Source organism: Aeromicrobium senzhongii (assembly GCF_014334735.1).
Lineage (GTDB): Bacteria > Actinomycetota > Actinomycetes > Propionibacteriales > Nocardioidaceae > Aeromicrobium > Aeromicrobium senzhongii.
Map to the genome: position 1 here is coordinate 205594 of NZ_CP060587.1, position 25795 is coordinate 231388.

General features: G+C 68.2%; 23 protein-coding genes. 18 read left to right on the forward strand and 5 right to left on the reverse strand.

The genetic code is table 11. The features are described 5' to 3' along the window. Nucleotides 1-137: 137 nt before the first annotated feature. The 5 genes from H9L21_RS01060 to H9L21_RS01080 all read left to right on the forward strand — a co-directional run bounded on the left by H9L21_RS01060 (nucleotide 138) and on the right by H9L21_RS01080 (nucleotide 8344). On the forward strand, nucleotides 138-1367 hold the full coding sequence (locus H9L21_RS01060) for a hypothetical protein (protein WP_154596042.1): 1230 nt from the start codon (nucleotides 138-140) through the stop codon (nucleotides 1365-1367). Continuing rightward, entirely contained in the window at nucleotides 1367-2443 is a 1077-nt protein-coding gene (locus H9L21_RS01065) for a YwqG family protein (RefSeq protein ID WP_154596041.1), read from the forward strand. The genes H9L21_RS01060 and H9L21_RS01065 overlap by 1 nt, the downstream gene beginning before the upstream one ends. A 255-nt stretch (nucleotides 2444-2698) precedes the next feature. Beyond that, on the forward strand, nucleotides 2699-5578 hold the full coding sequence (locus H9L21_RS15400; protein ID WP_230081302.1) for a class I SAM-dependent DNA methyltransferase: 2880 nt from the start codon (nucleotides 2699-2701) through the stop codon (nucleotides 5576-5578). A 617-nt stretch (nucleotides 5579-6195) separates the two neighbouring features. After that, on the forward strand, nucleotides 6196-6882 hold the full coding sequence (locus tag H9L21_RS01075) for a hypothetical protein (protein ID WP_154596040.1): 687 nt from the start codon (nucleotides 6196-6198) through the stop codon (nucleotides 6880-6882). A gap of 796 nt (nucleotides 6883-7678) precedes the next feature. Next, nucleotides 7679-8344 carry a cutinase family protein gene (locus tag H9L21_RS01080; protein WP_154596039.1) on the forward strand — a complete coding sequence of 222 codons (666 nt, stop codon included), beginning with the start codon at nucleotides 7679-7681 and terminating at the stop codon, nucleotides 8342-8344. A 161-nt stretch (nucleotides 8345-8505) separates the two neighbouring features. Here the strand turns inward: H9L21_RS01080 and H9L21_RS01085 are convergent, their stop codons facing one another. After that, nucleotides 8506-10557, reverse strand: a complete 2052-nt coding sequence (locus tag H9L21_RS01085; protein ID WP_222865813.1) for a discoidin domain-containing protein — start codon at nucleotides 10555-10557, stop codon at nucleotides 8506-8508. A gap of 80 nt (nucleotides 10558-10637) precedes the next feature. Next, nucleotides 10638-11810 (reverse strand): pyridoxal phosphate-dependent aminotransferase, encoded by a 1173-nt coding sequence (locus H9L21_RS01090; protein ID WP_255467124.1) that lies wholly within the window; start codon nucleotides 11808-11810, stop codon nucleotides 10638-10640. A gap of 243 nt (nucleotides 11811-12053) precedes the next feature. Here H9L21_RS01090 and H9L21_RS01095 point away from each other — a divergent pair, with 243 nt between their 5' ends. The 6 genes from H9L21_RS01095 to H9L21_RS01120 all read left to right on the forward strand — a co-directional run bounded on the left by H9L21_RS01095 (nucleotide 12054) and on the right by H9L21_RS01120 (nucleotide 16085). Next, on the forward strand, nucleotides 12054-12704 hold the full coding sequence (locus H9L21_RS01095; protein WP_154596037.1) for a sortase domain-containing protein: 651 nt from the start codon (nucleotides 12054-12056) through the stop codon (nucleotides 12702-12704). A gap of 35 nt (nucleotides 12705-12739) precedes the next feature. Further along, nucleotides 12740-13384, forward strand: a complete 645-nt coding sequence (pyrE, locus tag H9L21_RS01100) for an orotate phosphoribosyltransferase (protein WP_187411676.1) — start codon at nucleotides 12740-12742, stop codon at nucleotides 13382-13384. Continuing rightward, nucleotides 13381-13989, forward strand: coding sequence for a TrmH family RNA methyltransferase (locus tag H9L21_RS01105; RefSeq protein ID WP_187411677.1), 609 nt, complete (start codon nucleotides 13381-13383; stop codon nucleotides 13987-13989). The genes pyrE and H9L21_RS01105 overlap by 4 nt, the downstream gene beginning before the upstream one ends. A gap of 31 nt (nucleotides 13990-14020) precedes the next feature. Further along, a complete protein-coding gene (fbaA, locus tag H9L21_RS01110) occupies nucleotides 14021-15037 on the forward strand; it encodes a class II fructose-bisphosphate aldolase (protein ID WP_154596036.1) in 1017 nt (338 codons plus the stop codon). Between the two features lie 178 nt (nucleotides 15038-15215). Then, nucleotides 15216-15650 carry a universal stress protein gene (locus H9L21_RS01115; RefSeq protein ID WP_154596035.1) on the forward strand — a complete coding sequence of 145 codons (435 nt, stop codon included), beginning with the start codon at nucleotides 15216-15218 and terminating at the stop codon, nucleotides 15648-15650. A gap of 30 nt (nucleotides 15651-15680) precedes the next feature. Beyond that, nucleotides 15681-16085, forward strand: a complete 405-nt coding sequence (locus tag H9L21_RS01120) for a DUF3151 domain-containing protein (RefSeq protein ID WP_154596034.1) — start codon at nucleotides 15681-15683, stop codon at nucleotides 16083-16085. On the opposite strand, the gene H9L21_RS01125 is transcribed toward H9L21_RS01120, so the two are convergent. The 3 genes from H9L21_RS01125 to H9L21_RS01135 are packed head-to-tail and all read right to left on the reverse strand — an operon-like array spanning nucleotide 16078 to nucleotide 19775. Beyond that, nucleotides 16078-16977: a diacylglycerol/lipid kinase family protein gene (locus H9L21_RS01125; protein ID WP_154596033.1), complete on the reverse strand. Its 900-nt coding sequence runs from the start codon at nucleotides 16975-16977 to the stop codon at nucleotides 16078-16080. The genes H9L21_RS01120 and H9L21_RS01125 overlap by 8 nt on opposite strands. A gap of 9 nt (nucleotides 16978-16986) precedes the next feature. After that, nucleotides 16987-18387 (reverse strand): condensation domain-containing protein, encoded by a 1401-nt coding sequence (locus H9L21_RS01130; RefSeq protein ID WP_154596032.1) that lies wholly within the window; start codon nucleotides 18385-18387, stop codon nucleotides 16987-16989. Further along, complete coding sequence (locus H9L21_RS01135) at nucleotides 18384-19775, reverse strand: condensation domain-containing protein (RefSeq protein ID WP_154596031.1); 1392 nt, start codon at nucleotides 19773-19775, stop codon at nucleotides 18384-18386. Before H9L21_RS01135 ends, H9L21_RS01130 begins: the two co-directional genes overlap by 4 nt. Before the next feature lie 250 nt (nucleotides 19776-20025). Here H9L21_RS01135 and H9L21_RS01140 point away from each other — a divergent pair, with 250 nt between their 5' ends. The 7 genes from H9L21_RS01140 (at nucleotide 20026) to H9L21_RS01170 (ending at nucleotide 25789) form a co-directional block, all read left to right on the forward strand. Then, a complete protein-coding gene (locus H9L21_RS01140; protein WP_154596030.1) occupies nucleotides 20026-21309 on the forward strand; it encodes an adenylosuccinate synthase in 1284 nt (427 codons plus the stop codon). A gap of 29 nt (nucleotides 21310-21338) precedes the next feature. Next, complete coding sequence (locus H9L21_RS01145) at nucleotides 21339-21866, forward strand: hypothetical protein (RefSeq protein WP_154596029.1); 528 nt, start codon at nucleotides 21339-21341, stop codon at nucleotides 21864-21866. A 122-nt stretch (nucleotides 21867-21988) separates the two neighbouring features. Continuing rightward, nucleotides 21989-22519, forward strand: coding sequence for a hypothetical protein (locus H9L21_RS01150; RefSeq protein ID WP_154596028.1), 531 nt, complete (start codon nucleotides 21989-21991; stop codon nucleotides 22517-22519). Next, nucleotides 22516-23454 (forward strand): hypothetical protein, encoded by a 939-nt coding sequence (locus H9L21_RS01155; RefSeq protein WP_154596027.1) that lies wholly within the window; start codon nucleotides 22516-22518, stop codon nucleotides 23452-23454. Before H9L21_RS01150 ends, H9L21_RS01155 begins: the two co-directional genes overlap by 4 nt. Then, on the forward strand, nucleotides 23448-24203 hold the full coding sequence (locus H9L21_RS01160) for a hypothetical protein (RefSeq protein ID WP_154596026.1): 756 nt from the start codon (nucleotides 23448-23450) through the stop codon (nucleotides 24201-24203). The genes H9L21_RS01155 and H9L21_RS01160 overlap by 7 nt, the downstream gene beginning before the upstream one ends. A gap of 53 nt (nucleotides 24204-24256) precedes the next feature. Then, nucleotides 24257-25171 (forward strand): hypothetical protein, encoded by a 915-nt coding sequence (locus tag H9L21_RS01165; protein WP_154596025.1) that lies wholly within the window; start codon nucleotides 24257-24259, stop codon nucleotides 25169-25171. Between the two features lie 66 nt (nucleotides 25172-25237). Next, nucleotides 25238-25789, forward strand: a complete 552-nt coding sequence (locus H9L21_RS01170; protein WP_154596024.1) for a hypothetical protein — start codon at nucleotides 25238-25240, stop codon at nucleotides 25787-25789. The last annotated feature ends 6 nt before the right edge of the window (nucleotides 25790-25795 follow it).

A 25795-nucleotide genomic window follows, 5' to 3' on the forward strand; every position in this document is an offset into this window, starting at 1 on the left:
CGTCGTTGTGGACGCGTGGTTGCAGTGAGTGCAATCCGCCCCCTAACCTCGCGGCTAAACCAAACGGTTCAGCGCTTCGGGGGGAGCTCAATATGGGGAAACTACGCAACACAGTCTTGAGGTCGGTTGGCGCCGCAGTGACGGTCGGTCTGGTCTCTTGGGGAACGCCGGCGATCGGTGCGGACCCGGCGACATCGCGCGAGGTCACGCACGTTTCCGCGCCTTTGACTGGGAAGTCGACCCTGGATGCTCTTCCGGATTCTGCGCCCATCGCTGTTGGAGCGCGGAGTTCGAGCACGCTCAGTGCTCCTTCTACTGCGGACGGTGAGATCAACGCGCCGACTCCGACGGGTGGAAGCGTAGGGATCGGACTACCGCTGAGCAACGCTTCAATCGCGGACACCACTCAGGCCGGGTCGGCGATCTATCTCGATGCGCGCGATGAGGTAGATCTGACAGTTCAGGCAGTCGACGTCGCCGACCTGAAAGCCATTGAGAGCGCCGTCCGGGCGATCATCACGATCCATGATGCGCAGGCGCCCACGACGTACGCGTTCCCGCTCGACCTTCCGCGCGGGGCGAAGATCGCGAAGCAGGCTGACGGTGGCGTCCAAGTTCGTAACGCAACCGGTGGTGTTATCGGCATCGTCACGACGCCGTGGGCTGTCGACGCGTCGGGCCGAGAACTGCCGACCCGGTTCGAAGTACGCGGAAGCAAGCTGATCCAACATGTCGATCACGGCGGCGCAAAGTACCCCGTCCTGGCTGATCCGGTGTGGTTCGTCCCGGTGGCGGTGATTGGTTCGCGCGTGGCCGTCAAGGTCGCTGTTAAGGCGCTGACGAAGAAGGGCGCCAAGCGTGCCGCGAAGAAGATCGCGAAGAGGCATGGTCACCGGGTCAAGTCCGTGGGCGCGCCGATCAAGGGCAGTTTCCGGACCGCGGGGAACTTCAAGATCACGCTTGGTCAGATTCCGACGAGAGGCAACGGCTTCAAGACCTTTGCCGCCTTCAAGAAGAAGTACGGGGGTGCGGGCAAGAACCGCGAGTGGCACCACATCGTGGAGCAGTCCACGCTCAAGCGGAAGAACAAGGCGATTCGCCCCAAGCGGTGGGAAGTCCACAATCGGATGAACATCGTCTCGATTCCCAAGGGCATCCATCAGAAATGCATCAGCGCACTCATGGGAACCAAGCTCAAGAACATTCCTGCGTGGCAACTCAAGAGGCTCGGTCTCCCGCTCACCAAGAAGAGCGCCAACCTCACTTTGCGTGGCTCCCTAGCGGGCTATTCCTACCGAAACATGCACCTGCTTGGATTGCGACTACTCGACCTGTGCGGCGTTGACGTGGTGGGAGACGGCATCTAGTGACTGAGGAGACGATTGCGTTGCGACAGATCGACGAGCTTGAGCGCCTTGCCTCCACCGGGCTGCCCGTGTGGAGCGAGGAACTGACCGACCAAGTGGATCCCGTTCTCGCCGAACTCGATCGTGTGATCGGTGACGATCCCGCGGCACGCGATGAGGTGCTCAAGTACGTGAGCGGGGGCGGGAACCCCGTTGTAGCCGAGTGGCTCCGGCTTCACTTCCGCCCGGACCTCTCGCTCGACGAGGAGAACCTGACCGGGACGATCCAATGCGCGGGCGTGACCATCGCGACCAGACCGGCCCTGTTCCTGGCCCAGGACTCGATCTCCGTCCCGGAGAAGAAGCTCCGCAAGCTCAAGCGACCGTGGGAACACGCACCGGGATGGTTCTTCGGAAAGCCCCAAAGGTCGCCAGCGACGGACGCGTGGCCCCTCGCCTCGGACGGCACCGCCCTCGACTTCATCGTGCAGATCGACCTCGCCCAGGCCGCGGGCAGCTTTCCGGGATTTGAGTCCATCGGACTACCCGATGACGTCACGCTTCAGATCTTCGTGGACCTCGACACCGAGGACGGCCCGGTCGACCACCGGGTGATCGCCTTCCGCTCCGGGGAGGGCGCCAAGGGTGTCCTGAAGCCACCGCGTGGCAATGATGTCAATGAAGCCGATCCGATCCTCATCAACCCGGTGGGAGCGCTCACGCTCGCAATCACGGACGATCACACCTCTGGCGTCGAAGCGGTTCAGGGCGTGCTGCGTGAGTACGCTGACAGCGCGCCGTACGAGATGAACCTGTTCTCCCACGCCACGGACTCGCCGGGCCTTGGCCCGGAGCAGGGCTATGTACCGATGGCGCGCCTGGGAGGCGTCGAGGTCGAGGACGCAAAAGTGCGGCGCCGGGGGGCGGCCGACGCGCTCAAATGTCGACCGGAGGACATCTTCGTCCTTTACGACGGACCAGTCGATCCCGAACCAACTCCGGTCCCGGACCCCGACCGCAGCCGATTCACGGTCCTGATCGAGCGAGCACGACTAGACGCCCGTGATTTCGACGTCACCTACGCCATCTGGTCCTAAACGCAGCCGACAAGCCCCCGGGTCGTCCGATGCTTTCGAAGTTGTGGAAAGACCGTTAAGACCGGGCCCCACGGGCCAGACGGTCGTATTCGTGGGTGACATGCACGTGGCGTCCAACCGCCCACTATGACGGTCCAACGAACAATTCGGGCAGAAGAGACTAGGGTTGCGGCGCGTCGGTCAGAGCGGATCGCGAGGACCGAGATCCTGGTGACCAGCCAAGGTCACGGCCCCTTAGGGAGAGAATGGGTGAGGATGTCGGGTAACGAAAGCCTTGTCGGGTTGTCTCTGAACGAGATCCGCAAGCGCGTCGCGCAGTTCGCGCACGACTACAAGGATGCGTCCCGAGAAAAGTCTGAGTCCCAGACGTTCTGGGGTGCGTTCTTGCGTTGTTTCGGCATTGACGTTCCGCACCAGCATGGTGTCGTCTTCGAGCACCCGGCCCGCCGCGCCTCCACGGGCAACATCGGCTCCATCGACGTGTTCCAGCCAGCCATGCAGGGCGGCAAGCACTCCCGCGACGGCTTCCTGATTGAGCAGAAATCTAAGGGGCGGGTTGTTACCCCGACCGGAGCCCAGCGTTCCAACGCTGAGGAGCAGGCTCAGGACTACCTCGACGGCGGCGAAATCCCCGCCTACCAGACGCCGCGCTGGGTCATCACCTCCGACTTCAGGACGATTCAGGTCACTGACCTCTCCAAGCCGGTGCGTGCCACTGGCCGCACGAAGACGTTCCCCACGAGGGATCTGCCTTACTTTGTGGAGGACTTCCTGTGGTTGACCGGTGAGAACGTCGACGAACTGGTCGCCTCCGAGCAAGCCGCTGCTTCGGTGGCTGCTGCTCGGTTGATGGCGAACCTGTACACCACCATGACCGGGGACGCGGACACTGGAGATGACACCAGCACTCCGGAGGAGGAAGAGGAGCGCACCGCTGAGATCAGCGTCCTGCTGACCCGTCTGCTGTTCCTCATGTTCGCTGACGACGCCTCCATGCATCGGTGGCGTTCCGGTCAGTTCAAAAACTGGATCAAGACTCGCACCCGCCCTGATGGGTCAGACCTCGGCGCGCAACTTAACGCGCTGTTTGACACGCTCAACACGCCTGAGATCCGCCGGTCCAAGCGTCTCGACGAGGCCATGGCCGCGTTCCCATACGTCAACGGGGAACTGTTCGCCATTCGCATGGCCACAGAGTCGTTCACCGCTGAGATGCGTGATGCACTCCTAGAGGCGTGCGAGTTCGACTGGTCCCGCATCTCACCGGCGGTGTTCGGGTCCCTGTTCCAGACCGTGAAGTCTCGCGAAGCGCGGCATGCTGCTGGCGAGCACTACACATCTGAGGAGAACATCCTCAAGACCCTGCGGCCTTTGTTCCTCGACAACCTGCGTAAGCGCATTGAGTCAGCCACTTCGGCACCGCAGTTGGAGCGCATCCACGAGGAAATGCGCCACATGCGGTTCGTGGACCCCGCCTGCGGTTGCGGCAACTTCCTTGTCGTCGCCTACCGCGAGATGCGGGCACTCGAACTCGACCTGCTGATCCGGTTGCGTGACCGGCGTGGCGAGTCCAACCAGACGGTGCTGGATGCAGCCGAACTGCTGAACGTGTCCTTGGACCAGTTCGTCGGCATCGAACTGAACTGGTGGCCAGCCAAGATCGCCCAGACCGCGATGTTCTTGGTTGACCATCAGGCCAACCAGGCCATGACACACGCGTTGGGTGGGGCACCGGACCGGTTGCCCATCGAGATTGCAGCAACGATTCACCACACCAACGCCCTGACCTCCGACTGGGAAAAACTCCTCCCCGGACCGGGACCTCTAACGTTCGTGTTCGGCAACCCGCCGTTCCTCGGACGCGACCGCACTACCGAGCCTCAGAAGGCTGAACTGCGAACCGCATGGGAGACGGAGAACGTCGGCCACCTTGACTTCGTGACGGCTTGGCACGCCAAGACCCTCAAGTACATGGCCGACCGCGAGGGAGAGTGGGCCTACGTCACTACAAACTCCATCACCCAAGGTGAGCCCGTCGAAGCGCTCTTCCGTGCTGTCGAAGAAGCCGGATGGCACATCAAGTTCGCCCACCGCACCTTTCGGTGGACGTCGGAATCCCGTAGCGATGAACGAGCAGTCGTCCACGTCGTCATTGTCGGCTTCACGCGGGACACCTCTGTGCCCCCTCGACTGTTCTCCTACGCCTCGGTGAGCGCCTCCCCGGAAGAGGTCAAGGTCGCCCATCGCATCAACGGCTACCTCTCCGACGCCGACAATCTCTACGTCGTTGGCCGATCAAAGCCCCTCTCTCCGGAGCTGGCTCCAGTCGCCTACGGGTCGATGCCACGTGACAGCGGGAACCTCATCGTGGAGCCTGAGGACTACGACCTCGTTGCCAAGGACCCAGTGGCGGCGAAGTATGTGCGCCGCTACGTGGGAGCGCGCGAGTTGATTCACAACGAGCACCGTTGGTGCCTCTGGATGGTGGACCTGGACGCGGCAGACGTGAACCGCTCACAGGTGCTCAGGGAAAGACTCAAGGCGAACGCCGAGTTCAGGTCCAAGTCGAACGCTGCCAGTACCCGCAAGGCAGCACAAACACCGCAGCTTTTCGTCCAGAACGGCCAACCGAAGGTGCCCTACCTGTGCATCCCCGCTCACTTCTCGGAGACACGCAGGTACGCCACGGTGGACCACTTCGACGCAGACGTCATCGCCAGCAACGCCAACTTCACCACCATTGACCCTGATGGGTTTGTGTTTGCTGTCATCTCCTCGACCATGTTCATCACTTGGCAGCGGAACGTAGGTGGACGCTTGAAGTCCGACCTGCGGTTCGCAAAGGAACTCGTGTGGAACACGCTGCCGCTGCCCACCGTCGACGGCGCGCTTCGCAAGCGGATCATTGCTGCGGGCGAACGGGTTCTCGCGGCTCGCGCCCTGCATCCTGACCGATCGCTAGCCAACCATTACCACCCCTTGGCTATGGCTCCCGAACTGCTCAAGGCACACCAAGACTTGGACAAGGTCGTTGACAAAGCCTTCGGCTGGGACGGGCGCACGCGACTTGACGAAGCCAAGCGTCTTAAGATGCTGTTCGAGCAGTACGCCGCACTCATCGCCACCGAAGCGTAGAAACCGGCCTGCCAGCAGTAGCCGCACGTGCCGCGAACGAGGGCTGCCGGGTGATGATTCAGCGAGCCGCCCCGCGAGACCGCGGCCCGCACGAGGCCGTCCATACTCCCGCGTGATCATTGCGCGATGGAACGCTCGCCGAGGGCCTCGCGTCATAACGCCGCGAGTGTCCTCCCGGTAAGACGCACCGGTTCCAGTCCGGAAGCTCGGAATCTGAGCGACGGGCGCGTCGGTGCTATGAACGCTCGTAAGTGATGAGCGGGAGGTGGTTGAGCTGGTGGGCGTCCGGGTGGCTGTGGGTGTGCCAAACAGGGCGGGTGTTTGTGTCTCAGGGTGAGTGGACATGACAATGTCAGGCGCGAGGGTCGCGCGAGACCGAGCACACGTTCGCCGCGAGCGCGCATGGATCCACGGAATCCGGGACGACCGCGTCCTGACCTGAGTACGCTCGCGGCGTGCCAAATAGCGATCCAGACGCATCATCCACCGCCACCCGCGGTCCAGGCATAGACGCCTTCGACGCTGTCTTCACATGCGTCGCGACGTGCATTGCGACCTGGTTCGGGCTGAACGCCGTGACGCAAGTGGGATTCGATGCCGTGGGCATACCGCGACCGATGAGCCTGTTCCCGTGGGGAATCATCGCGATATCGATCCCACTGGGCCTGAGCATCTCGACCGTACTGCTCTGGATCCGGAGCAAGCGACCGCCGGCCGTTGACTCTCGCGCGCCCGAGTTCCCGCCCGGCGACACCGGAGCGCCATCTCCGGGACGTCTCGGCGCGACGCCTCCGACAGTGACCGCCGCCAACCCCGGCCAAGACCCGCCGGGCTTGTCTGGACTGGTTCTCCGCACTCATTTCAGGAAGCTCCGAGAGTCCGAGCTCGGCCAGCGTCTGATGTCCGCTATGCAGATGTCGGGCCACAACGATGGGTCACCGAGCTCGCGGGATCGTGCGGCGGACGTGTACTTCGACTTCTTCTCGGTGATGGGCGCCGGTGGCGAGGTCGTCGCACCGGACGAATTCGCGGACGCAACGGTCGACAGCCCGTACCCCAACCTGTTCAACGTTGCTGCCTACAACGCAATGACCCAGTTCGACGATGACGAACTTCTCGAGCTCTATAAGGGTGACCCGGGGCGAGTTACGGACCTGGGCGCGTACGTCGACGCGTTCTTTCCCACCTTCCTGTCTGAACTCCCGCGTACGGCGACCGGAATTCGGGACATCCAGGTCTATAAGGCGAAGATGTTCTTAGTCGTCACGGGCATGAGCATGTACCTCGACGAAAAGCGCCGCTGAGGGGCTCAGTCGGGGTGGGCCCTCGCCGGTGCATACACAGGCGCATGGCTGACACCACGTCCGAGTCCTCACCCCTGATGACCCGTGGTCTCCTAATCGGACCCCTGGCGACGTTCCGCCTTCCTCGTTCGAGTGAGGAGGAGGACGCCGACGCCGTCTGAGGCGTCGATCCCTGCGGGCGATCTGCGGTCGAGAAACCACCTACAGCGCTCGATCCGCGTGGCTCCAGGGCATTCCTCCGTCACGCGTCACTCCGCCGCGAACGGGGCTCGCTAGGTTCGGCGACCGGTGGCTGGGGCGGCCACTAGTTGCCTCGGGTTCGTCGAATCACGACGTGGCACACGACCCTCCCCGTGAGAACGGCGTCCTTTAGATCGCCCTTGGTGCGGCGGCCAGACGGGGCGTTCCGTGGTGCCCTGCGTCGGCTCGGCGTCTGGAACGCTTCGTGCCATAACGTGCCATAACGTGCCATAACGGGGGACGAACCAGGGCATCTCAGACCATCTGAGACGATGCCCGTCTGGTAGAGTTTATGCAGGTCAGAGGGCATATCAGGCCCCTGACCTGCACGAACGTCACAGTCGTCTAACCGGACTCGTAATGAGAAGGTCGTCGGTTCGATTCCGACAGGCGGCTCCACTTTTCCCCGCGCTTCGCGCGTCTCTTCCCCGCATCGGACCGGTGTCCGGCCCGCGAGAATCAGCCTCCGTTCCCAGCCTCTTCTGGGTTACCGTGCAGCGAGAGTGTGATCTGGATCGCACCGTTCTCGGGCTGACTTCGACGCGAGGAACCGCCCATGAAGAACGTCCGACGTCTCTGTTCACACCTGGCCGCAGGCCTGCTGGCCCTCACAGCTGTCGCCCTTCCGGCCGCGGCGGCCGCTCCCGCCTCGGCCGCCGACGACTGCGCCGAGGTGCACGTCATCGTCGTCCGCGGGACAGGGGAGCCCGGCACCTACGGCTGGATCGTGGGGGACGGGCTGGTCCGCAAGATCCGCGCGCAGGTCCCCGGCGCGAAGGCGACGGCGCTGGACTACCCGGCCAGCATCGGCAGGGACTCCGCCCCGGCCGGGATCACCGAGCTGGTGTCGACGGTCCGGGCACGCGCCGCCGCCTGCCCGGACGAGAAGCTCGTGCTGTCGGGGTACTCGCAGGGCGCGCAGGTCGTCAACGGAGCGCTCGGCGTCGACCTGGCCGGCACGCCCAACGGACCGGTCCCCGTGCCGGCCGTCGTCCCGGCCGAGCTCTCGTCGCACATCGTGGCGATCGCGTTGTTCGGCGACCCGCTGCGGATCGTCGGCCGGTCGGTCGCGGAGCCGTATGCGAGCCGGACGGTCAACTTCTGTCAGGCCAAGGACCTCGTGTGCGACCCCGCGCCCGACAGTCGTTTCCTGCCGCATCTGGGCTATCTCGTCAACGGAGACCTCGGCCGCGCCGCAGCCTTCGTCGCCGATCGGGTCTGAACCACGCGCCGGAGAAAACATGAGACCCGCCTCATGTTCGTTGCTCTGCTAACGATAGGGTCGCCCCATCACTTCCGGGCTTCGGTCGAAGTGAAGCCGGAGCAGCACCGGCGACAACCGCCCCGGCCACCCTTGGTGGTCCGGGGCGGTCTCCGTTTCGGTCAGCTGAAGACGCCGAGTTCCTTGATGGAGTAGCCGTACTTCGTGGCCCGCTCGACGCCCTGCACGCGCACGAAGCGGGCCGAGACCGGGCGATCGAGCCGCACGGTGTCCAGGCCGCCGTCGCCCCGGCCCACGATGGCGACGTCGCGCCACCGCTTGCCGTCGAGCGAGGTCTGCACGCGGTACTGCCGGGCGTGCGCCTGCTCCCACTCGATCGTCACCTTGCCCACCTGTCGTGCCGACAGGAACTCGACCTGCAGCCAGGCGTCGTCCTGACCCCACCGGCTCGCCCATCGGGTCGAGGTCTTGCCGTCGATGGCGTTGCCGGGCTTGAGGTCCTTGAGCAGGTTGCGCTCGGTCGAGCTGGCCGAGGCGATCGCCCCGGAGGCGAGGTTCGCGCCCGGCTCGAAGTCGGCGGTCGCGCCCCACGTGCGCAGGTATGACTCGGAGCCCGCGGCGAGGTCGTCGACGATCTCCGAGCCCTCCAGCACGCGCAGGCTCTCGATCCAGTCCGGCACCAGTCCGTAGTGGGGGACGCCCTCCGCGTTGTAGTCCCACGTCCGTTCGCCGGTGACCTGTCGTTCGAAGACCGTGCCGTCACGACCGGTGAACGGGTAGGAGATCTTCGCGGCGTCGGTCGGCGGCGCGGCCGTGCCGCCGAAGCCGTTCATGTCCGTGCCGTAGCCGTACGCGACGCCGTACTTGTCGCGCAGCGGCTTGGTCTCCTTCCACTGGGCCGCGAACTCGGTGGCGGTGTGGCCGTACTGGCTCGCGAAGCCGCCGAGGGCGTAGAGCCGTTCCATGTACGGCTCGGCCATCCAGTCGTGGCTCGACACGGCGCCGGGGTAGGCCTCGGCCTCGAGGATGTCCAGGGCCCGGCCGGCGGCCTTCGCGCTCATGTGGTCCATCTCGACGATCATGTTGCGCTTGATCATTCCGCGCAGCGCGTACTCGCCCAGCTCGGTGAGGCCGCGGGGGTTGCAGTGCGGGCCCTTCGGGTAGACCGGCAGGACCGCAGGGAGGCCCGGCACGGCGGCGATCTCGCTCGGCAGCACGCCGCCGATCACCGTGTTGTCCGCGACCTGGCCCTCCTTGCAGGTCGTCGGGTTCCACCACGTGCCGGTCGTCAGGAACTGGCCGACGTTGACCAGCAGGCCGGCCGTGCTCTCGTCGTAGCGGACGCCGCACAGGGCGTTGTCGAACTTGTGGCACAGGAACATGCTCGACACGCCCTTGCCCTTCAGCTCGTCGAGGCCCTTGTCGATGTCGGCCTTCGTGCACTGCGGGGCGCCGAGGACCTGCTTGCACCCGAACGGCTCGGACACCTCGACGCCCAGGACGACCGCGAGCTTGCCGTCGGCGACGACCTTGCGGGCCTGCTCGGGCGTCTTCACGACGCGGTACCAGCCCTTGCCGGCGCCGCCGTACTGCTTGTCGACGTAGTTCTGCAGGTCGTACGTGGCCTTGATCTGCCGCCGCACGGTGTCCATGTCGTCGCAGCTGTACTTGTTCGGTCCGGCGACGATGCCCAGGATCGGGCACAGCCCGGGGTTGGACACCATGTCGTTGACCATGACCCGCTGGCCGCCGCGCCACGCCCGCTCGACCCACTTGTAGTACATCTGCTGGTGCGTGAACGAGGAGTACGTCGGCCAGTCCTTGAACGTCGGCCAGCCGACCGTGTCGTGCTTGTCGAGGATGCCGCGGCCGGCGGCGGAGTTCGTCAGGTTCTCCAGGATCGAGACGCCGTGACGATCGCAGTCCTTGAGGGCGTCGGCGATGCCCTTCTCGCTCCAGGTCGAGCCGCACACCGCGTTCCCACCCATGCCCAGGTCCATGAACATGTGGGTGTGGGCGTCGATGTAACCGGTGACGTTGCCGTCGGCGTCGGTGCCACGCTCCGGCTCACCGGTGGCGTTCACCTCCGACTCGGGGCTGGGCGTCGCGGTCGCCACCCACCATCCCGATTCCGCGGTGGCCCCGGTTCCGCCGGCGATCACCACCACGGCTCCGAGTACCGCCACCACCAACGCCTTGATCGTTCGCCCCACAGGAGTCCCCCTCCGAAAGTTCGCTTCCGAGGACTCTAGGGCGTGATCTGGGACACCTGCAAACGTGAGTTGCAGAAGAGTCAGTTGAGGCGCGAGATCAACCGCAGGCGCTCGACGGCCTCCGTCAGGACGGCGTCGCGCTTGCAGAACGCCCAGCGCACGAGCGTCCGGCCCGGATTGGATCCGTCGGGACGGTCGTCGAAGAAGACCTGGTGGGGGATGGCCACGACCCCGGCCAGGGTCGGCAGCGAGCGGCAGAACTCGAGCCCGTCGGTGAAGCCCAGCGCGGCGACGTCGGTCGTGGCGAAGTAGGTCCCGTCGGGCACGAAGACCTCGAAGCCGGCGGACCTCAGTCCGGCACACAACAGGTCGCGGCGGCGGCGCAGGTCCGCGGTGAAGGACGAGTAGAACGAGTCAGGCAGGTCCAGCGCCTCCGCCACCGCGTGCTGGAAGGGCGCGCCCGAGGTGTAGCTGAGGAACTGCTTCGCACCGAACAGCGCGGACACGAGGTGGGCCGGGCCGGTGGCCCACCCCACCTTCCAGCCGGTGAACGAGAACGTCTTGCCGGCGCTGCTGATCGTCAGGGTGCGCTCGGCCATGCCCGGCAAGGTCGCGATCGGCACGTGCGGCACCCCGAACGTCAGGTGCTCGTAGACCTCGTCGCTGATCACCACGAGGTCGTGCTCGACCGCGACCTGCGCGACGGCGGCGAGCTCGTCGGCGGTCAGCACGGCGCCGGTCGGGTTGTGCGGGGTGTTGAGGACGATCGCCGTGGTGCGTGGCGTGACGGCGGCGCGCAGATCGTCGACGGGCAGCCGGAAGTCCGGAGCGCGCAAGGTCACGGCACGGTGTCGCGCACCGGCCATCTGGATGACGGCCCGGTACGAGTCGTAGTAGGGCTCGAGCACCAGGACGTCGTCGCCGGGATCGACCAGGCCCAGCACCGCGGCGGCGATGGCCTCGGTCGCCCCGGTCGTGACGACGACCTCGCGCTCGGGGTCGACATCGATGCCGTGGAAGCGATGCTGGTGTCGCGCGATCGCCTCGCGCAGGGCCGGGATGCCCAGTCCCGGCGGGTACTGGTTGTGGCCCTCGGCGATCGCGCGGCGGGCCGCGTCCTTGATGACGTCCGGCCCGTCCTGGTCCGGGAATCCCTGGCCCAGGTTGATCGCGCCGGTCGAGGTGGCCAGCTGCGCCATATCGGCGAAGATCGTGACCCCGAGGCCGTCGAGTCGCGCACTGAGCTGCTTCACGCCTCGACGATAACGGCGGGCGTTGGCCAGGGCCGCTGACGGAGGCAGAAAGTAAAAGGTCGGCCCGCCGTTCTCGGGGGGTGAAACGGCGGGCCGACGGCAGGATCGACGGCTCTGAAGAGCTCCTCGAACCTGCATGTCCATCATACATGCGGGCACATGGCGCCGAAGTGAAATGGGCAAGATGAATGTCACATCTTCAACTTCCCGTGCAGGTCTGGACAGGGTCCGGACAATGGAGTCATGTCAGCGACCTCCACCCGCGCCCGCGGGTCACGCTCCCTGCTCGTCGTGGGCCTCGTCCTGGTGCTCGCGGGCCTGGGCGTCCTGGGCTGGGTGGGCTGGCAGTACTTCGGCACGAACGTCGTGTCGCAGCGCCAGCACGAGCGGATCCGCAGCGAGATCGTCGAGGAGTGGAAGAAGCCCTCCGCCGAGAAGAAGATCGACGGGCGTGGGCTGTTGCGCGTGCCGCGGTTCGGCGACGACTTCGAGGTGCCGATCCTCGACGGCGAGGACGACGCGACGCTGTCCAAGGGGGTCGGGCGCAACCTCGACAGCGCCCTGCCCGGCGAGATCGGCAACGTCGTGCTCTCGGGACACCGCATCACCCACGGCGAGCCCTTCCGCAAGTTCCTGGACCTGCGTATGGGTGACGAGGTCGAGATCGAGACGCGGACCCACGTCTACACGTACCGGCTGCTGCAGGACGGCGACGAGATCCGCGTCCCGTTCACCACGTCGTGGCCGCTGTGGCCCGTGCCCGATCCCGACGCCGCCGGCGAGAAGCCGACGCGGGCCGTCGTCACCCTCGTGACGTGCTCGGAGCTGTTCCGCACCGACGATCGCAACGTGGTCGTCGGCGAGCTGGAGAAGACCACCCGCAAGGACGCCTGAGGCCGGGGCCGGTGCGGCCGTCCTAGGCTGTGCGCGTGCACGACTACCAGCGCCGCTTCATCGAGTTCGCCCTCGAGCACGACGTCCTGCGCTTCGGCGAGTTCACGCTGAAGTCCGGTCGCACGTCGCCCTACTTCTTCAACGCCGGATCGTTCGACACCGGCTCGCGACTCTCGGCGCTCGGCGGGTTCTACGCCGACGCCGTCGCCGCGGCCGGACTCGAGTTCGACGTGCTCCTCGGCCCGGCCTACAAGGGCATCCCCCTCGCAGCCGCCACGGCGGTGCAGCTGGCGGACGCCCACGGCCGTGACGTCCCGTGGTGCTTCAACCGCAAGGAGGCCAAGGACCACGGCGAGGGCGGCCTCTTCGTGGGCGCCGAGCCGCGGGGCCGTCTGCTGGTCGTGGACGACGTCATCACCGCGGGCACCGCCATCCGCGAGGTGATCGCGCTGGTCGACGGACTCGACGCGACGGTCGCCGGCGTCGTGGTCGCGGTCGATCGCCGCGAGCGCGGCACGGGCGAGCTGTCGGCCATCCAGGAGGTCGAGCGCGACCACGGGATCGCCGTCACCTCCATCGTGACGTTCGACGACATCATCGAGTACCTGCAGGAGACCGGCCGCTTCGCCGAGCACCTGCCGGCCGTCCGCGCGTACCGCGAGCGCTACGGGGTCGCGTGACCGTCGGCCCCTGGCGAGGTCCCTGGCCCGAGGACCCCCGGCTGGATCCCGAGCTGCTGCGCGAGGGCGACACCCGCAACGTCGTCGACCGCTACCGCTACTGGACCGTCGAGGCGATCGTCGCCGACCTCGACCAGCACCGGCACCGCCTCCACGTCGCGATCGAGAACTGGCAGCACGACTTCAACATCGGGTCGATCGTGCGGACCGCGAACGCGTTCAACGTCGGGGGAGTCCACATCGTCGGCAAGCGACGCTGGAACCGGCGCGGCGCCATGGTGACCGACCGCTACGTGCACGTGCACCACCACGAGGACGTCGAGTCCTTCGCCGCCTGGGCCCGCGACGCCGGCCTGACCGTCGTCGGCGTGGACAACCTGCCGGGGGCGGTGCCGCTCGAGACCACGACCCTGCCGCGCGACGCGGTCCTGCTGTTCGGGCAGGAGGGTCCGGGCCTGACCCCTGAGGCTGCTGAGGCCTGTGAGTCGATGGTGGCGATCGCCCAGTTCGGCTCCACGCGCTCGATCAACGCCGGTGCCGCGGCCGCGATCACGATGCACGCCTGGATCCGTGAGCATGCCGACCTGACATCGGTGGAATACTGACAGCAACGAGACTTTCCCCACAGGAGGACCCATGCCCGTCGCCACTCCCGAGGTCTACGCAGAGATGCTGGACAAGGCGAAGAACAACTCCTTCGCCTACCCCGCGATCAACGTCTCGTCGTCGCAGACGCTGAACGCCGCCCTGGCCGGATTCGCCGAGGCCGGCAGCGACGGGATCATCCAGGTCTCCACCGGCGGTGCCGACTACTTCTCCGGCCCCACCATCAAGAACATGGTCTCGGGCTCGCTGGCCTTCGCCGCGTTCGCGCAGGAGGTCGCCAAGAAGTACCCGATCAACGTCGCGCTGCACACCGACCACTGCCCCAAGGACAAGCTGGACGGCTTCGTCCGTCCACTGCTCGAGGCGTCGACCGAGCGCGTGAAGAGCGGCGGACTGCCGTACTTCCAGTCGCACATGTGGGACGGCTCGGCCGTGCCGCTGGCCGAGAACCTCGAGATCGCCCAGGAGCTGCTGGCCAAGGCGCACGCCGCGAACGTCATCCTCGAGGTCGAGATCGGCGTCGTCGGTGGCGAGGAGGACGGTGTCGAGGCGGAGATCAACGACAAGCTCTACACCTCGCCCGAGGACGCCATCGCGACCGTCGAGGCGCTCGGTCTGGGCGAGAAGGGCCGCTACCTGACGGCGCTGACGTTCGGCAATGTGCACGGCGTCTACAAGCCCGGCAACGTCAAGCTGCGTCCCGAGGTCCTCAAGGCCGCCCAGGAGGCCGTCGCCGCCAAGTTCGGCAAGGAGCGCGCCTTCGACTTCGTCTTCCACGGCGGATCGGGATCCCTGCCCGAGGAGATCAGCGCCGCCGTCGACTACGGCGTCGTCAAGATGAACGTCGACACCGACACCCAGTACGCGTTCACGCGTCCGGTCGCGGGCCACATGTTCCAGAACTACGACGGCGTCCTCAAGGTCGACGGCGAGGTCGGCAACAAGAAGGCGTACGACCCGCGCGCCTGGGGCAAGGCCGCCGAGGCCGGCATGGCCGCGCGCGTCGTCGAGGCCTGCCAGAACCTGCGCAGCGCCGGCACGCACTGACGCAGCAGCAGCACGCGAAACGGCGGGGACGAGTCGATCGTCCCCGCCGTTCCCATGTCCCCACGCCGGGGGACCGTCCGGGGGATGGAATCCCGCTGCGAGCGGGCCCGTCGGGCCCCCGGGACCACTACGCTCCGGGTGGAAGCCGGTCGTCCACCGCCCGGCCGGAAGGGGAATCATGGCCAAGATCGTCGTGACCGGCGTCGACAACTCCGAGACCGCTGCCGCTGCCGCTGACAAGGCCGCCGTCCTCGCGTCCGGCCTGGGCGCCCGGCTGCACATCCTGTCGGCCTACGGGGCCTTCGAGGCCGAGCGGATCGCCCACGGGAAGGCCGAGGTGCTGGTCACCAGCGAGCTGACCGCCAAGGGCGTGGCCGAGGACGTGTTCACCGAGCTGCGCAAGAACTTCCCCGACCTGGAGATGACGTACGCACCCGCCGAGGGCAACCCGGCCGACGCGCTGGTCAAGGCCGCCGCGGAGCTCGGCGCCGACGTCATCGTCGTGGGCAACAAGCGCGTGCAGGGCCTGACCCGCATCCTGGGCAGCATCGCTCGGGACGTCGCCGCGCACGCCCCGTGCGACGTCTACATCGCCCACACCCACCAGAGGTGAGGCTGGGCGGTCGCGTCTAGGCTCGCCAGCATGACGAACCTGCTGGGAGAGCCGCCCGAGACCCTGCTGCCGGAGGACCCCGGTGCCGCCCTGCTGGCCGAGGGTGCCGGGCCCGAGGAGGTGGCCGAGCGCCATCCCGACTCGGTCGCCGCCTGGGCCCGACTGTCCGAGGCCGCGCTCGCGCAGGGACGCGATCTCGAGGGGTACGCGTTTGCGCGGACGGCCTACCACCGGTCGCTGGACTCGCTGCGCCGCAACGGGTGGAAGGGCTTCGGCCCGGTCCCGTGGTCGCACGAGGCGAACCGCGGCTTCCTGCACTCGCTGGCCGTGCTGGCCACCGCGAGCGAGCGCCTGGGCGACGACGCCGAGGCGCACCGCTGCCGCGAGTTCCTGCGCGAGTCCAGCCTCGAGGGCTACGAGGCGCTCGTCAGCTGACTCGACTGGCCGAGCCGGTCTTCGGCAGGCGCATCCGCAGGCCGCCGGGCGTCACGGCCCACGCGTGCTCGGTGCGCATCTCGGTGAGCTCGCCGTCGGTGGTGCACCGGACGGCCTCGCCGACGACCTTGACCGAGGTCGCCCGGGTGTAGTGGACGAAATCGGCGCCCGGGTGCGTCCCGCGGCGCAGGTGCAGTGCGTAGGCGATGCGCTGCGGCACCCGGCCGGCGAACGCCACGGCCACGTCCATCAGGCCGTCGTCGATGACGGCGCGCGGCAGCAGCTCGCCGCCACCGCCGACGAACCGGCCGTTGCCCACCGCCACCTGCGCGACCTGTCCGCTGAGCGTGCGGTCGTCGATCGTGACGTGCACGTCGGCGCCGCGGGTGAAGAGGGTCGACAGGGCGCCCAGCACGTAGGCGAGGGGGCCGAGCGCCCACTTGACCGGCTCGGCGCGGGCGGCGGCCTCGGCGCCGATCCCCACGTGAGCGGCGTTCACGACGACGATGTCGTGGTCGTCGACGATGAGGTCGATGTCGCGCTCGGTGCCGGCGCCGAGGTCGCGGGCAGCCAAGACGGGGTCCTCGTCGAGCTCGAGCGTCCGGGCGAAGTCGTTGCCCGTGCCCAGCGGGACCAGCCCCACCGCGGTGCCCGGCAGTCGGCCGGCGTCGTACAGCGCCTGGACGACGGCATGCAGGCTGCCGTCGCCGCCCATGGCGACGACGAGGTCCACGTCGGGATGCTCGGCGAGCGTCCGGGCGAGATCGTCGGGGTCCTTCGTGGCGACGTGCTCGACGTCAGCGGCGTGCCGCAGGGCGCCGAGCGCCTCCTCGATCACGGTCTCGTCGGACGAGCCTGCACCGGCGTTGCTGACCGCGAGCCATGAGTTCACTCCTCGACGCTACCGGTTCAGCGTCTCGCGCAGGATTCCCGAGGCGTGCGTGAAGAACCGATCCACGTTCTCGATCGCCGTCGGCGTCTGCGGAACGCTGCACATCACGTACAGGTCGGTGGGCGTGCGGTTGATCCACACGTTGACGTTGTCGTCGTAGCCCTGGCCGGTCGTGCCGTAGAAGCGATCGGCGGCCCACTGCTCTTGGCCCGGGATCATCCGGCCGTCGAGGTAGGACACGATCGCGGGACGGCTGGTGTCGTCGGGCGAGAAGCCGAAGACCTCGCGGATGACCTCCATGACCCGCAGTGCGGGCACCGGCTCGCAGACGCGGGCGTCGCGGAACTTCTGGCGTACGCCGCGGGCGATCTCGAACAGGCCGTCGCCGGGCCCGACGGGGATGTGGATGGGCAGGACGTTGACCATCCAGCCCATCGTCGTGAGCGTCTCGGGGGTGTTGCGGGTCGCGACGGGGTTGAGGAAGCGGTAGGCGCTCTTGCCGGCCAGGTCGCGCGCGGCCATCGCGAAGGACGCGTAGATGACCGAGGGGAAGGTGGCGCCCTCCTGCTTCGCGATCTCCTCGAGTCGCTCACACTCCTCGCCGGTGAGGATGTCGTAGTCCATCGGCACGAGCCAGAACCGCTCGCCCTCGGCGATCCCCAGGTCCATCGGGAAGCCGTCCATCGCACCGGCGCCGTCCATCGCGTAGTCGGCCCAGAACTGCATGGCCGGGTGCTCGATGTCGTACTGCTGGGCGTCGGCGCGCTCCTGCTGGGCGTACGTCATGTAGCCCAGGGTCGGCGGCAGCTCGGTGTACGGGCGTCCGGTCTCGGCTGCGTACAGCTGGGACAGCTCCATGTACGCCAACAGGACGCTGAAGCCGTCGCCGTAGCAGTGGTCGAGCCCGCAGAAGATGGTGGAGCGATCGGTGCCGCGCACCCCGGCGATCGCGTAGCCGAAGTTGTCGATCGGATCCACGGCGTCGGTGAAGTTCTTGAGGATGACCTGGTTGACCTCGTCGCCGGAGTGCGCCCCCAGGGGCGTCACCGACACGGTGAGCTGCCCGGGGTCGATCGCGTGGCGCGTCATCTCGCCGTCGGGGTCGGTGGGGTCGTCGCGGAACGTGCCCCACATGACCTCGTGGCGGCGCAGCCACGAGGTGACGGCACGCTCGAGGGCGTCGACGTCGAGCGCGCCGGGCACGTCGAAGCACAGGCCGAGCCAGTTGGCGTCGGCTGAGCCCACGCGCTCCATCGCGCGGCGCAGCCGCACGTGCTGGTCCTGCATGTAGGACGGGCGCTGGCCGTTGGCGGGCGCCTCGGCCAGGGCGGCGCGGGACTCCTCGGACGGACGGAGCAGGAAGACCTCGCCGTCGATCGTCTCGAGCTCCTCGATCCGAGCCATTCTCATGCCAGCGCCTCCATGGGGTCGTTCACCTGGCGCGTCACCGCGACCATCTGGTCGCGCATGCGGCCCATCACCCGGTCGAGCCACTCGGTGCACGGCGGCGTGTCCGGGGCGCGGTGCGCCAGCTCGGTGCCGTAGGGCATGGCGTTGATGTAGATGTGCATCTCGTCGCTGGGCTCGACCTCGCCCAGGAAGACGGTCGAGTCCATCTCCTCCCAGTCCTCGCGACCCGGGACGTGGCGCGAGTCCATGAAGGACAGCACGGTGGCCGGGCGCATCGAGGTACCCAGCAGGCGGTTGGCCAGGGGCAGGGGGACGGTCTCGGCGGTCTTGCCGAACATCCACGCCTGGGCCGTGCGACGGATGGCCTCGGCCAGGGGCAGGTCCGCGCCCAGGTCGACGGTGATCGGGACGACGCCGGAGAACCAGCCGATGGCCTTGTGCCACTCGGGCCGGTTGCGGTTGTGGGTGGACATCAGGACCGTGATCCGGTCGTCGTCCTCCTCGGCAACCATCGCGCGCAGCAGCACCGCGGTGTACGCCAGGGGCTGGGGCGCGCGGTGCTGGTCGCACCACAGCCGGAAGGCCTCGCTGAGCTTGGGTCCGGCGAACGTGGGGAACCGCAGGCGGTGGCGCAGCTCGTCGCCGCGCCGGACGCCCGTGGCGCGGGGCAGTCCGGGCAGGTTGCCGGTGGCGTCGACTGCCCGCCGCCACGGCTCGAGGGCGGGACTGTCGACGGTGATGGAGCTCTGGACGGCGCGTTGCTCGACGGCGAAGTCGACGTAGCTGCCGACGGGCGCGGGCAGCGGTGCGTGGTTCAGCTCGGCCTCGAGGTGCTGCTTGAGCTCGCCGATCGTCAGGTAGGCGCTGTAGCCGTCGAAGGTCACGTGGTCGAAGGCGGCGAAGACCGTGATGTCACCGTTCTCCTCGGTCACGGTGAGGACGGTGGCGTTGGGCCACGAGAGAGGACCGGTCCGGTCGTCCAGCTCGGCCATGACCACGTCGAAGGCCTCGCCGCGGTCGTCGTAGTGGCCGAGGTGGCGGGGCTGGAAGCCGATCATGTCCGGCTCGACGATGCGGCGCTCGAAGGTGTCGTCGTCCCGCCGCACGAACATGCAGCGCAGACTCTCGTGACGGGCACAGAAACGGCGCAGGGTGCCGGCGAAGGAGACGAAGTCGGCCCCGTGCAAGGTGGCGCGCATCCCGATCCAGGGGTTGACCTCGTCCTCGGGCCGGCGGGGCACCCCCGCGACCTGCAGGCGGCGCTCCTGGTCGGGCGTGACGGGTCGCGGATCGGGGGCGGTCGTCGCGAAGGCACGCAGCGTCGAGGAGCGCGGCACCCACAGGTGGACATCGCCCGCGGGGACGAGTGTCAGACGGTGGGGATGCATGGGGTCTCCTTCTGCCGCCGGGATGGGGCCGGGGGTTTGCAACTCACGGTTACATGAGTCGTTGCACGGAGGCTACTGCACTTCGGCGTGACGTCGGTCACTACGTTAGAAATGGTGCAGATGCCTGATATTTGAGCGCAGAAGGCCCGTCCGGCCCCACACTCATCGCCCGCGGGCGGCGTCCTCGGTAGGATTGGCGGGCACGAGCCCCTCTCACGGGGCTTTCCGTCTGATGGAGGGGTGGCAACGCATGCCCGCAGTCGTGATCGTCGGAGCCCAGTGGGGTGACGAGGGCAAGGGCAAGGCGACCGACCTTCTGGGCAGTCGCGTGGACTACGTCGTGAAGTTCAACGGCGGCAACAACGCCGGTCACACGGTGGTCATCGGCGACGAGAAGTACGCCCTGCACCTGCTGCCCAGCGGCATCCTCTCGCCCGGTTGCGTCCCGGTCATCGGCAACGGCGTCGTGATCGACCTCGACGTGCTGTTCCAGGAGATCGACGGACTGAACGAGCGGGGGATCGACACCTCGCGCCTGCTGGTCAGCGCCAACGCGCACATCATCGCCGACTACAACCGCACGCTGGACAAGGTCAACGAGCGCTTCCTGGGCAGCCGCCGGATCGGCACCACCGGTCGCGGCATCGGCCCGACCTACGCCGACAAGATGAACCGGCTCGGCATCCGCATCCAGGACCTCTTCGACGAGAAGATCCTGCGCGCGAAGGTCGAGGGCGCCCTGGACCTCAAGAACCAGATCCTCACCAAGATCTACAACCGGCGCGCGGTCTCCGCCGACGAGATCGTCGAGTCGCTGCTCAGCCACGTCGACCGGCTCCGCCCGATGGTCGCCGACACGACGCTCGTGCTCGAGGAGGCGCTGAAGGCCGACAAGACCGTCCTGCTGGAAGCCGGCCAGGCCACCTTGCTCGACGTCGACCACGGCACCTACCCGTTCGTGACGAGCTCCTCGGCCACGACCGGCGGCGCCTGCACCGGTTCGGGCATCCCGCCGACCCGCGTCACCCGCGTCATCGGCATCGTCAAGGCCTACGCCACGCGCGTCGGTGAGGGCCCGTTCCCCACCGAGCTGTTCGACGAGGACGGCGAGCGCCTGCGGATCAACGGCGGCGAGTTCGGCACCACGACCGGCCGCCCGCGGCGCTGCGGCTGGTACGACGCGCCCGTCGCCCGGTACGCGGCCCGGATCAACGGTGTCACCGACTTCGTCCTGACCAAGCTCGACGTCCTGACGGGCTGGGAGCAGATCCCGGTCTGCGTGGCGTACGACGTCGACGGCGAGCGGGTCGACGAGATGCCGATGACGCAGACCGGCTTCCACCACGCGAAGCCGATCTACGAGTACTTCCCCGGTTGGACCGAGGACATCAGCGGCGCTCGCGAGTTCTCGGACCTGCCGGCGAACGCCCAGGCGTACGTCCGGGCCGTCGAGGCGATCAGCGGCGCCCGGATCAGCACCGTCGGTGTCGGCCCGGGCCGCGAGCAGACGATCGTCCTGCACGACCTGCTCTGAGGTCCGGCGCCGTCATGGGGGGAGACGTGGTGAACGACGTCCGGTACGAGTGGCGTGCCCACCGGTGGTCCCGGTGGGGGCCGGCCCGCCTGGTGAGGCGCCGGGACTCGATCGAGGTCCAGCTCGGCGACGTCGTCGTCATCATCGATCTGACCGACCGTCGTCCCGCCGCCGAGCGGCAGGCCGACCCGTACCGCAGCGTCTTCGCCGCCGGTGTTCCCGTCACGTGGAACGGTGAGCAGGTCGCGACCGTCACGACCTCGTCCGGCGGTCGCACCGGTGTGGCGCGACGGCAGCAGCTCGCGGTGACCGGTGACGACCGGTTCGTGCTGCCGGGCCTGGCGTTCACCCATCGCGGGCTGCCGTTCCTGCTGACCCTGCGCAGCGGCGCGGGGAACCTCGTCGCCTCCCGGCGGTGGGCCTCGCCGCTGAACATGGCCGTGACCGAGTGGTCGATCGTGCGCGAGCACGACCTCGTCCCCCCGAAGGTGGCCCGTGAGGCCCGGCCCGAGCACATCGCCCTGTGGCTCGCGGTCAAGGAGGCCCTCGCGGTCTGATGCGCCTGCGCCAGCTGGTGGAGTGTCGCTAGGGTGTGGTCCCATCGCGGGTGACTCGGGGTCACGCCCCTCGGTGGCTTGCGACGGGGAGACCTGCCGATGAGCGCCTGGGGGAGACGACGTTGAGCGACAGAGTCCGGTACGAGTGGAGCCGATTCAGCCGGAGCTGGTGGGGACCGGTGCACGTGGTGGTCCGGGTGAACTCGGTCGAGGCGACCGTCGGGAATTCCACCGTGGCGTTGGACCTCACCGACCGGCGGTCGAAGGCTGAGCAGGAGAAGCAGCGCTTCGCGAGCCGCTTCCTCGACGGGGTGCCCGTCGAGCTCGACGGGAGGCAGGTCGCCGTCGTCACGAACGAGCCGGGCGGTCCGATGGGCCTGTTCTTCCGGCGGGCCCGCCAGCAGATCAGTGGCGACCCGTCGTTCGTCCTGCCGGGGATGCGTCTCACCCTCCGCGGGTTGCCCACCTTCCTCACCTTGAAGGACGATTCCGGGACCTTGGTGTCCACGCGTCGGTGGGGCGCTCCGTGGGACGACTTCACGTGGCACTACACGCTGCCGGGCCAGTATGGCGTCGTTCCGCCGTGGGTGGCGCCTGGCACGCGCCCCGAGCACGTGGCCTTCTGGTTCGCGATGAGGGAGACGCACCGATGACCGTCGAGCTCGACTACGAGAAGCTCACCCTGGCCGCCACGCGCGCCGAGGCGCTGGCGTCCCGGATCCGCACGAACGCCGCCGCGGCACGGCAGGCGAGCCCGGTCCACCTGGCCAGCCTCGACGGCATCGAGAAGAAGGCCGACTGGCTCGAGGAACAGGTCAAGGTCCTGAGCGGCCTGGCCGACACGGCCCTCCTGCTCGACGAGTCCGGACAGGTCGACCTGCCGCTCGAAGAGGTCGGCGCCGTCCTCGAGGAGGTGCTGGGCTCGTACCTCACGGCCAGGTTCAACGACAACTACGGGCTCGGCGACAACACGGACTTCCCGTGGATCGAGGTCGCCCTGGGCATCGACGCGATGAGGGGGACCAGTCAAGGGGTGGCCCCGGTCTTCCAGACCACGCGAACCGGCCGGCTGCTGCTCAACCGCATGCTGGAGCAGGGTGGGCGCAGCGCACAGTGGGCCGATTGGATGCTCAAGGGCGGCGGCAAGCGGCAAGCACTGCCGAAGGCCCTCGGGGGAGCGATACCGGCGTGGGCGGGCCAGGGAAAGATGCTGCCCACCGGTGGCTGGGCGGACCCGTTGGCGAAGGCGGGCAAGGGCGGGCTCGCGGCATTCCGTGTCCTCGGTGTCGCCGGAGGCGCGCTGAGCACCGCCAACGGCGCGCACAACCTCTACCAGCAGGGCCGCCCCGACAAGGCGTTCAAGCGCGAGGGGGCCGGATACGTCGCCGACGTCGCCGAGACGGCCTTCGCCGCCTCGGGCACCGCGTTCCTCGTCGCTCCGAACCCGGTCACCGGCGCAGCCGCCGTGGGCAGCGGACTGGTCTGGGCCGGTGCCGAGGTCGTGGACAATTGGGACGACATCACCGAGAAGACGTCCGCCATCAGCAAGAAGGCCTCGAAGGCCTGGGACAAGGTCACCCCGTGGTGACCCCCGTGAACGACGACACCGCCAAGACTGGAGCTGCTGTGCCTCACCTCGACGAGACCTTCCTGCAACTGACGGTCGGCTACGACGACCTGCTGCTGCTCGCGGAGGTGCACGCGGGCACGACCGCGCCCGGCGACGTGCCCGCCCGGCTGCGCCAGGCAGGACTCGTCGGGTCTGCCGGCCTCAACCCCACGGCCGCCGGCCTGGTCGAGGTCGCCGTGGCTCCGGCGCGGTCCGTGGTCGTCGAGCGCTTCGACGGATCGACCCTGTCGCCGATGTTCATCGGCTGGCTGCCGGACGGGCGCGCCACCACCAGTGCGCCGGACGCCGAGGGGGCGGTCGTCGTGACGGCCACCGAGTTCGGCCTGCTGCGCGACCAGTTGCGTCAGTGGCTGGGGATCTTCCATCGCGAGGTCGCCGGCGACCGCCAGGTCGTCACCACCGACACGACCGTGCTCGACGCCGCCGTCTCGGCGCGCGGTGTCGAGCCCACCGGCGACGCGGCCCTCGACGCGATCATCGAGAACTGGCGGCTGGCGTGGCGCGCCAACGGCAACTGGGCGCAGCGCGGCATCGACGCAGGCGTCACGATCGTCGACGCGGGCGGCCAGGGCTGGTACCGGGTCGACCACCCGCCGCGCGAGGGCGCCGAGCCGGTCGACGTCACGCTCGTGCCGCTCGACCTGGAGGCCGTCCTCGCGGCGCTCGGCGACGTCGTCACGGGCCGCACCGCCGCCTCCGACGACTGACTCTCTCCGCCCATCCCACCGTCCTCCGCTCGGGAGAGGAACGCACGCCCCCCATGACCGTCGAACTCGACTACGAACTGCTCACCACCGCCGCCACGCGCGCCGAGGAGCTCGCCCAGAAGATCCGCACCAACGCGGCGTCGGCGCGCAGCGCCAGCCCCGTCGCGCTGCCCAGCCTCGACGGCATCGAGAACAAGGCGACGTGGCTCGAGGAGCAGGCCACGATGCTCTACGGACTGGCCGACGTGGCGGTGCTGCTCGACGCGTCGGGCGAGGGCAAGGTGTCGATGTCGCTCGCCGGCATCCAGGAGCAACTCAACGACATGCTCGGCGAGTACCTGGGCGCTGAGTTCGGCAACATCTTCGGCAACGACGACGACTTCCCCCTGATCTCCCTGGCCACGGCTCTGGGCAAGATGACGAAGATGTCGCGCGGCGTCGCGCCGGTCTTCCAGACCGGTCTCGTGGGCCGCACGATGCTCACGAAGCTCGCGCAGCAGTCCGGGCGGGCGGGCGACTGGGCGCGCTGGATGCTGAACGGCCCGCGCCACCTCGCACCGCCCGCGAGCCTGCTCAAGCCGCCGAAGTGGGTGAACACGCCCGGGTCGCCCCTGCGCAACGCGGGATGGGGCAGCCCGTCGAGCTTCCGGACCAGCGGCCTGGGCGCCCTGCGCGGCCTGGGCATCGTCGGTGGTGTCGTCAGCACGGGCGCCGGCGTGGCGAATCTCGTCCAGCAGGGCAACCCGATCGACGCCTTCGAGCGCGAGGGCGCGGGGTACGTCGCCGACGTGGCCGAGACGGCCTTCAGCGCCTCGACGACCGCCTTCCTCGTCGCGCCCAACCCGGTGACGGGCGCCCTGGCCGTCGGCAGCGGCCTGGTGTGGGCCGGCGCCGAGGTGGTCGACCACTGGGACGAGATCAGTGAGACGGCCTCGAAGGCCTGGGACACCATCAGCTTCTGGGACTGAGGACGCATGACCGATCTCCACGCGTCCCCGGACGCACCGCAGCGGGACGAAAGGGACGAGCCGCCGATGACCGAATCGCTCGCGACCGAGCAACCGAGCCGTCAGGACTCCGCCGAGCTGACGCGGGTGCTGCGCGTCCTGGAGCGCCAGCGCACACGCCCCGAGGTCATGGCCGAGTTCTTCGCCGGGGTGGGGGCACGGGGCGTCGTGATGGCGCTGGCCACCACGGTGTCGGAGCCGTCCCGCGAGGACGTGGCCGGCTGGGACCGCCTGCCCGACCTGCTCCGCGACGGCCTGTACGCGGCGGTCTCGTGGCCCGGGTTCGACGCGGAGGCCTTCGGCGCCGACCTGGCCGAGCTCTTGCGCGACACGGACGACAGCCGTCGCGCCACCATCTCGGCCATCACGTCCTTCCTGCTGGCGTCGGGCCGGTACGACTCCCGCCTGTTGGCCGGCTGGAGCCGCGCGTTCGACGAGCTGAGCCTCCCGCAGGACGTCCCGCTGACGTGGGGGTCCTTCCTGACCGGGGTCGACGAGCCGCAGCCGTGGAGCGCTCTCGCCGTGATCGCGCGCCAGAGTGCGGCCGCGGATGGACAGGAGACGGACGCCGCTCGCTAGGCTCGG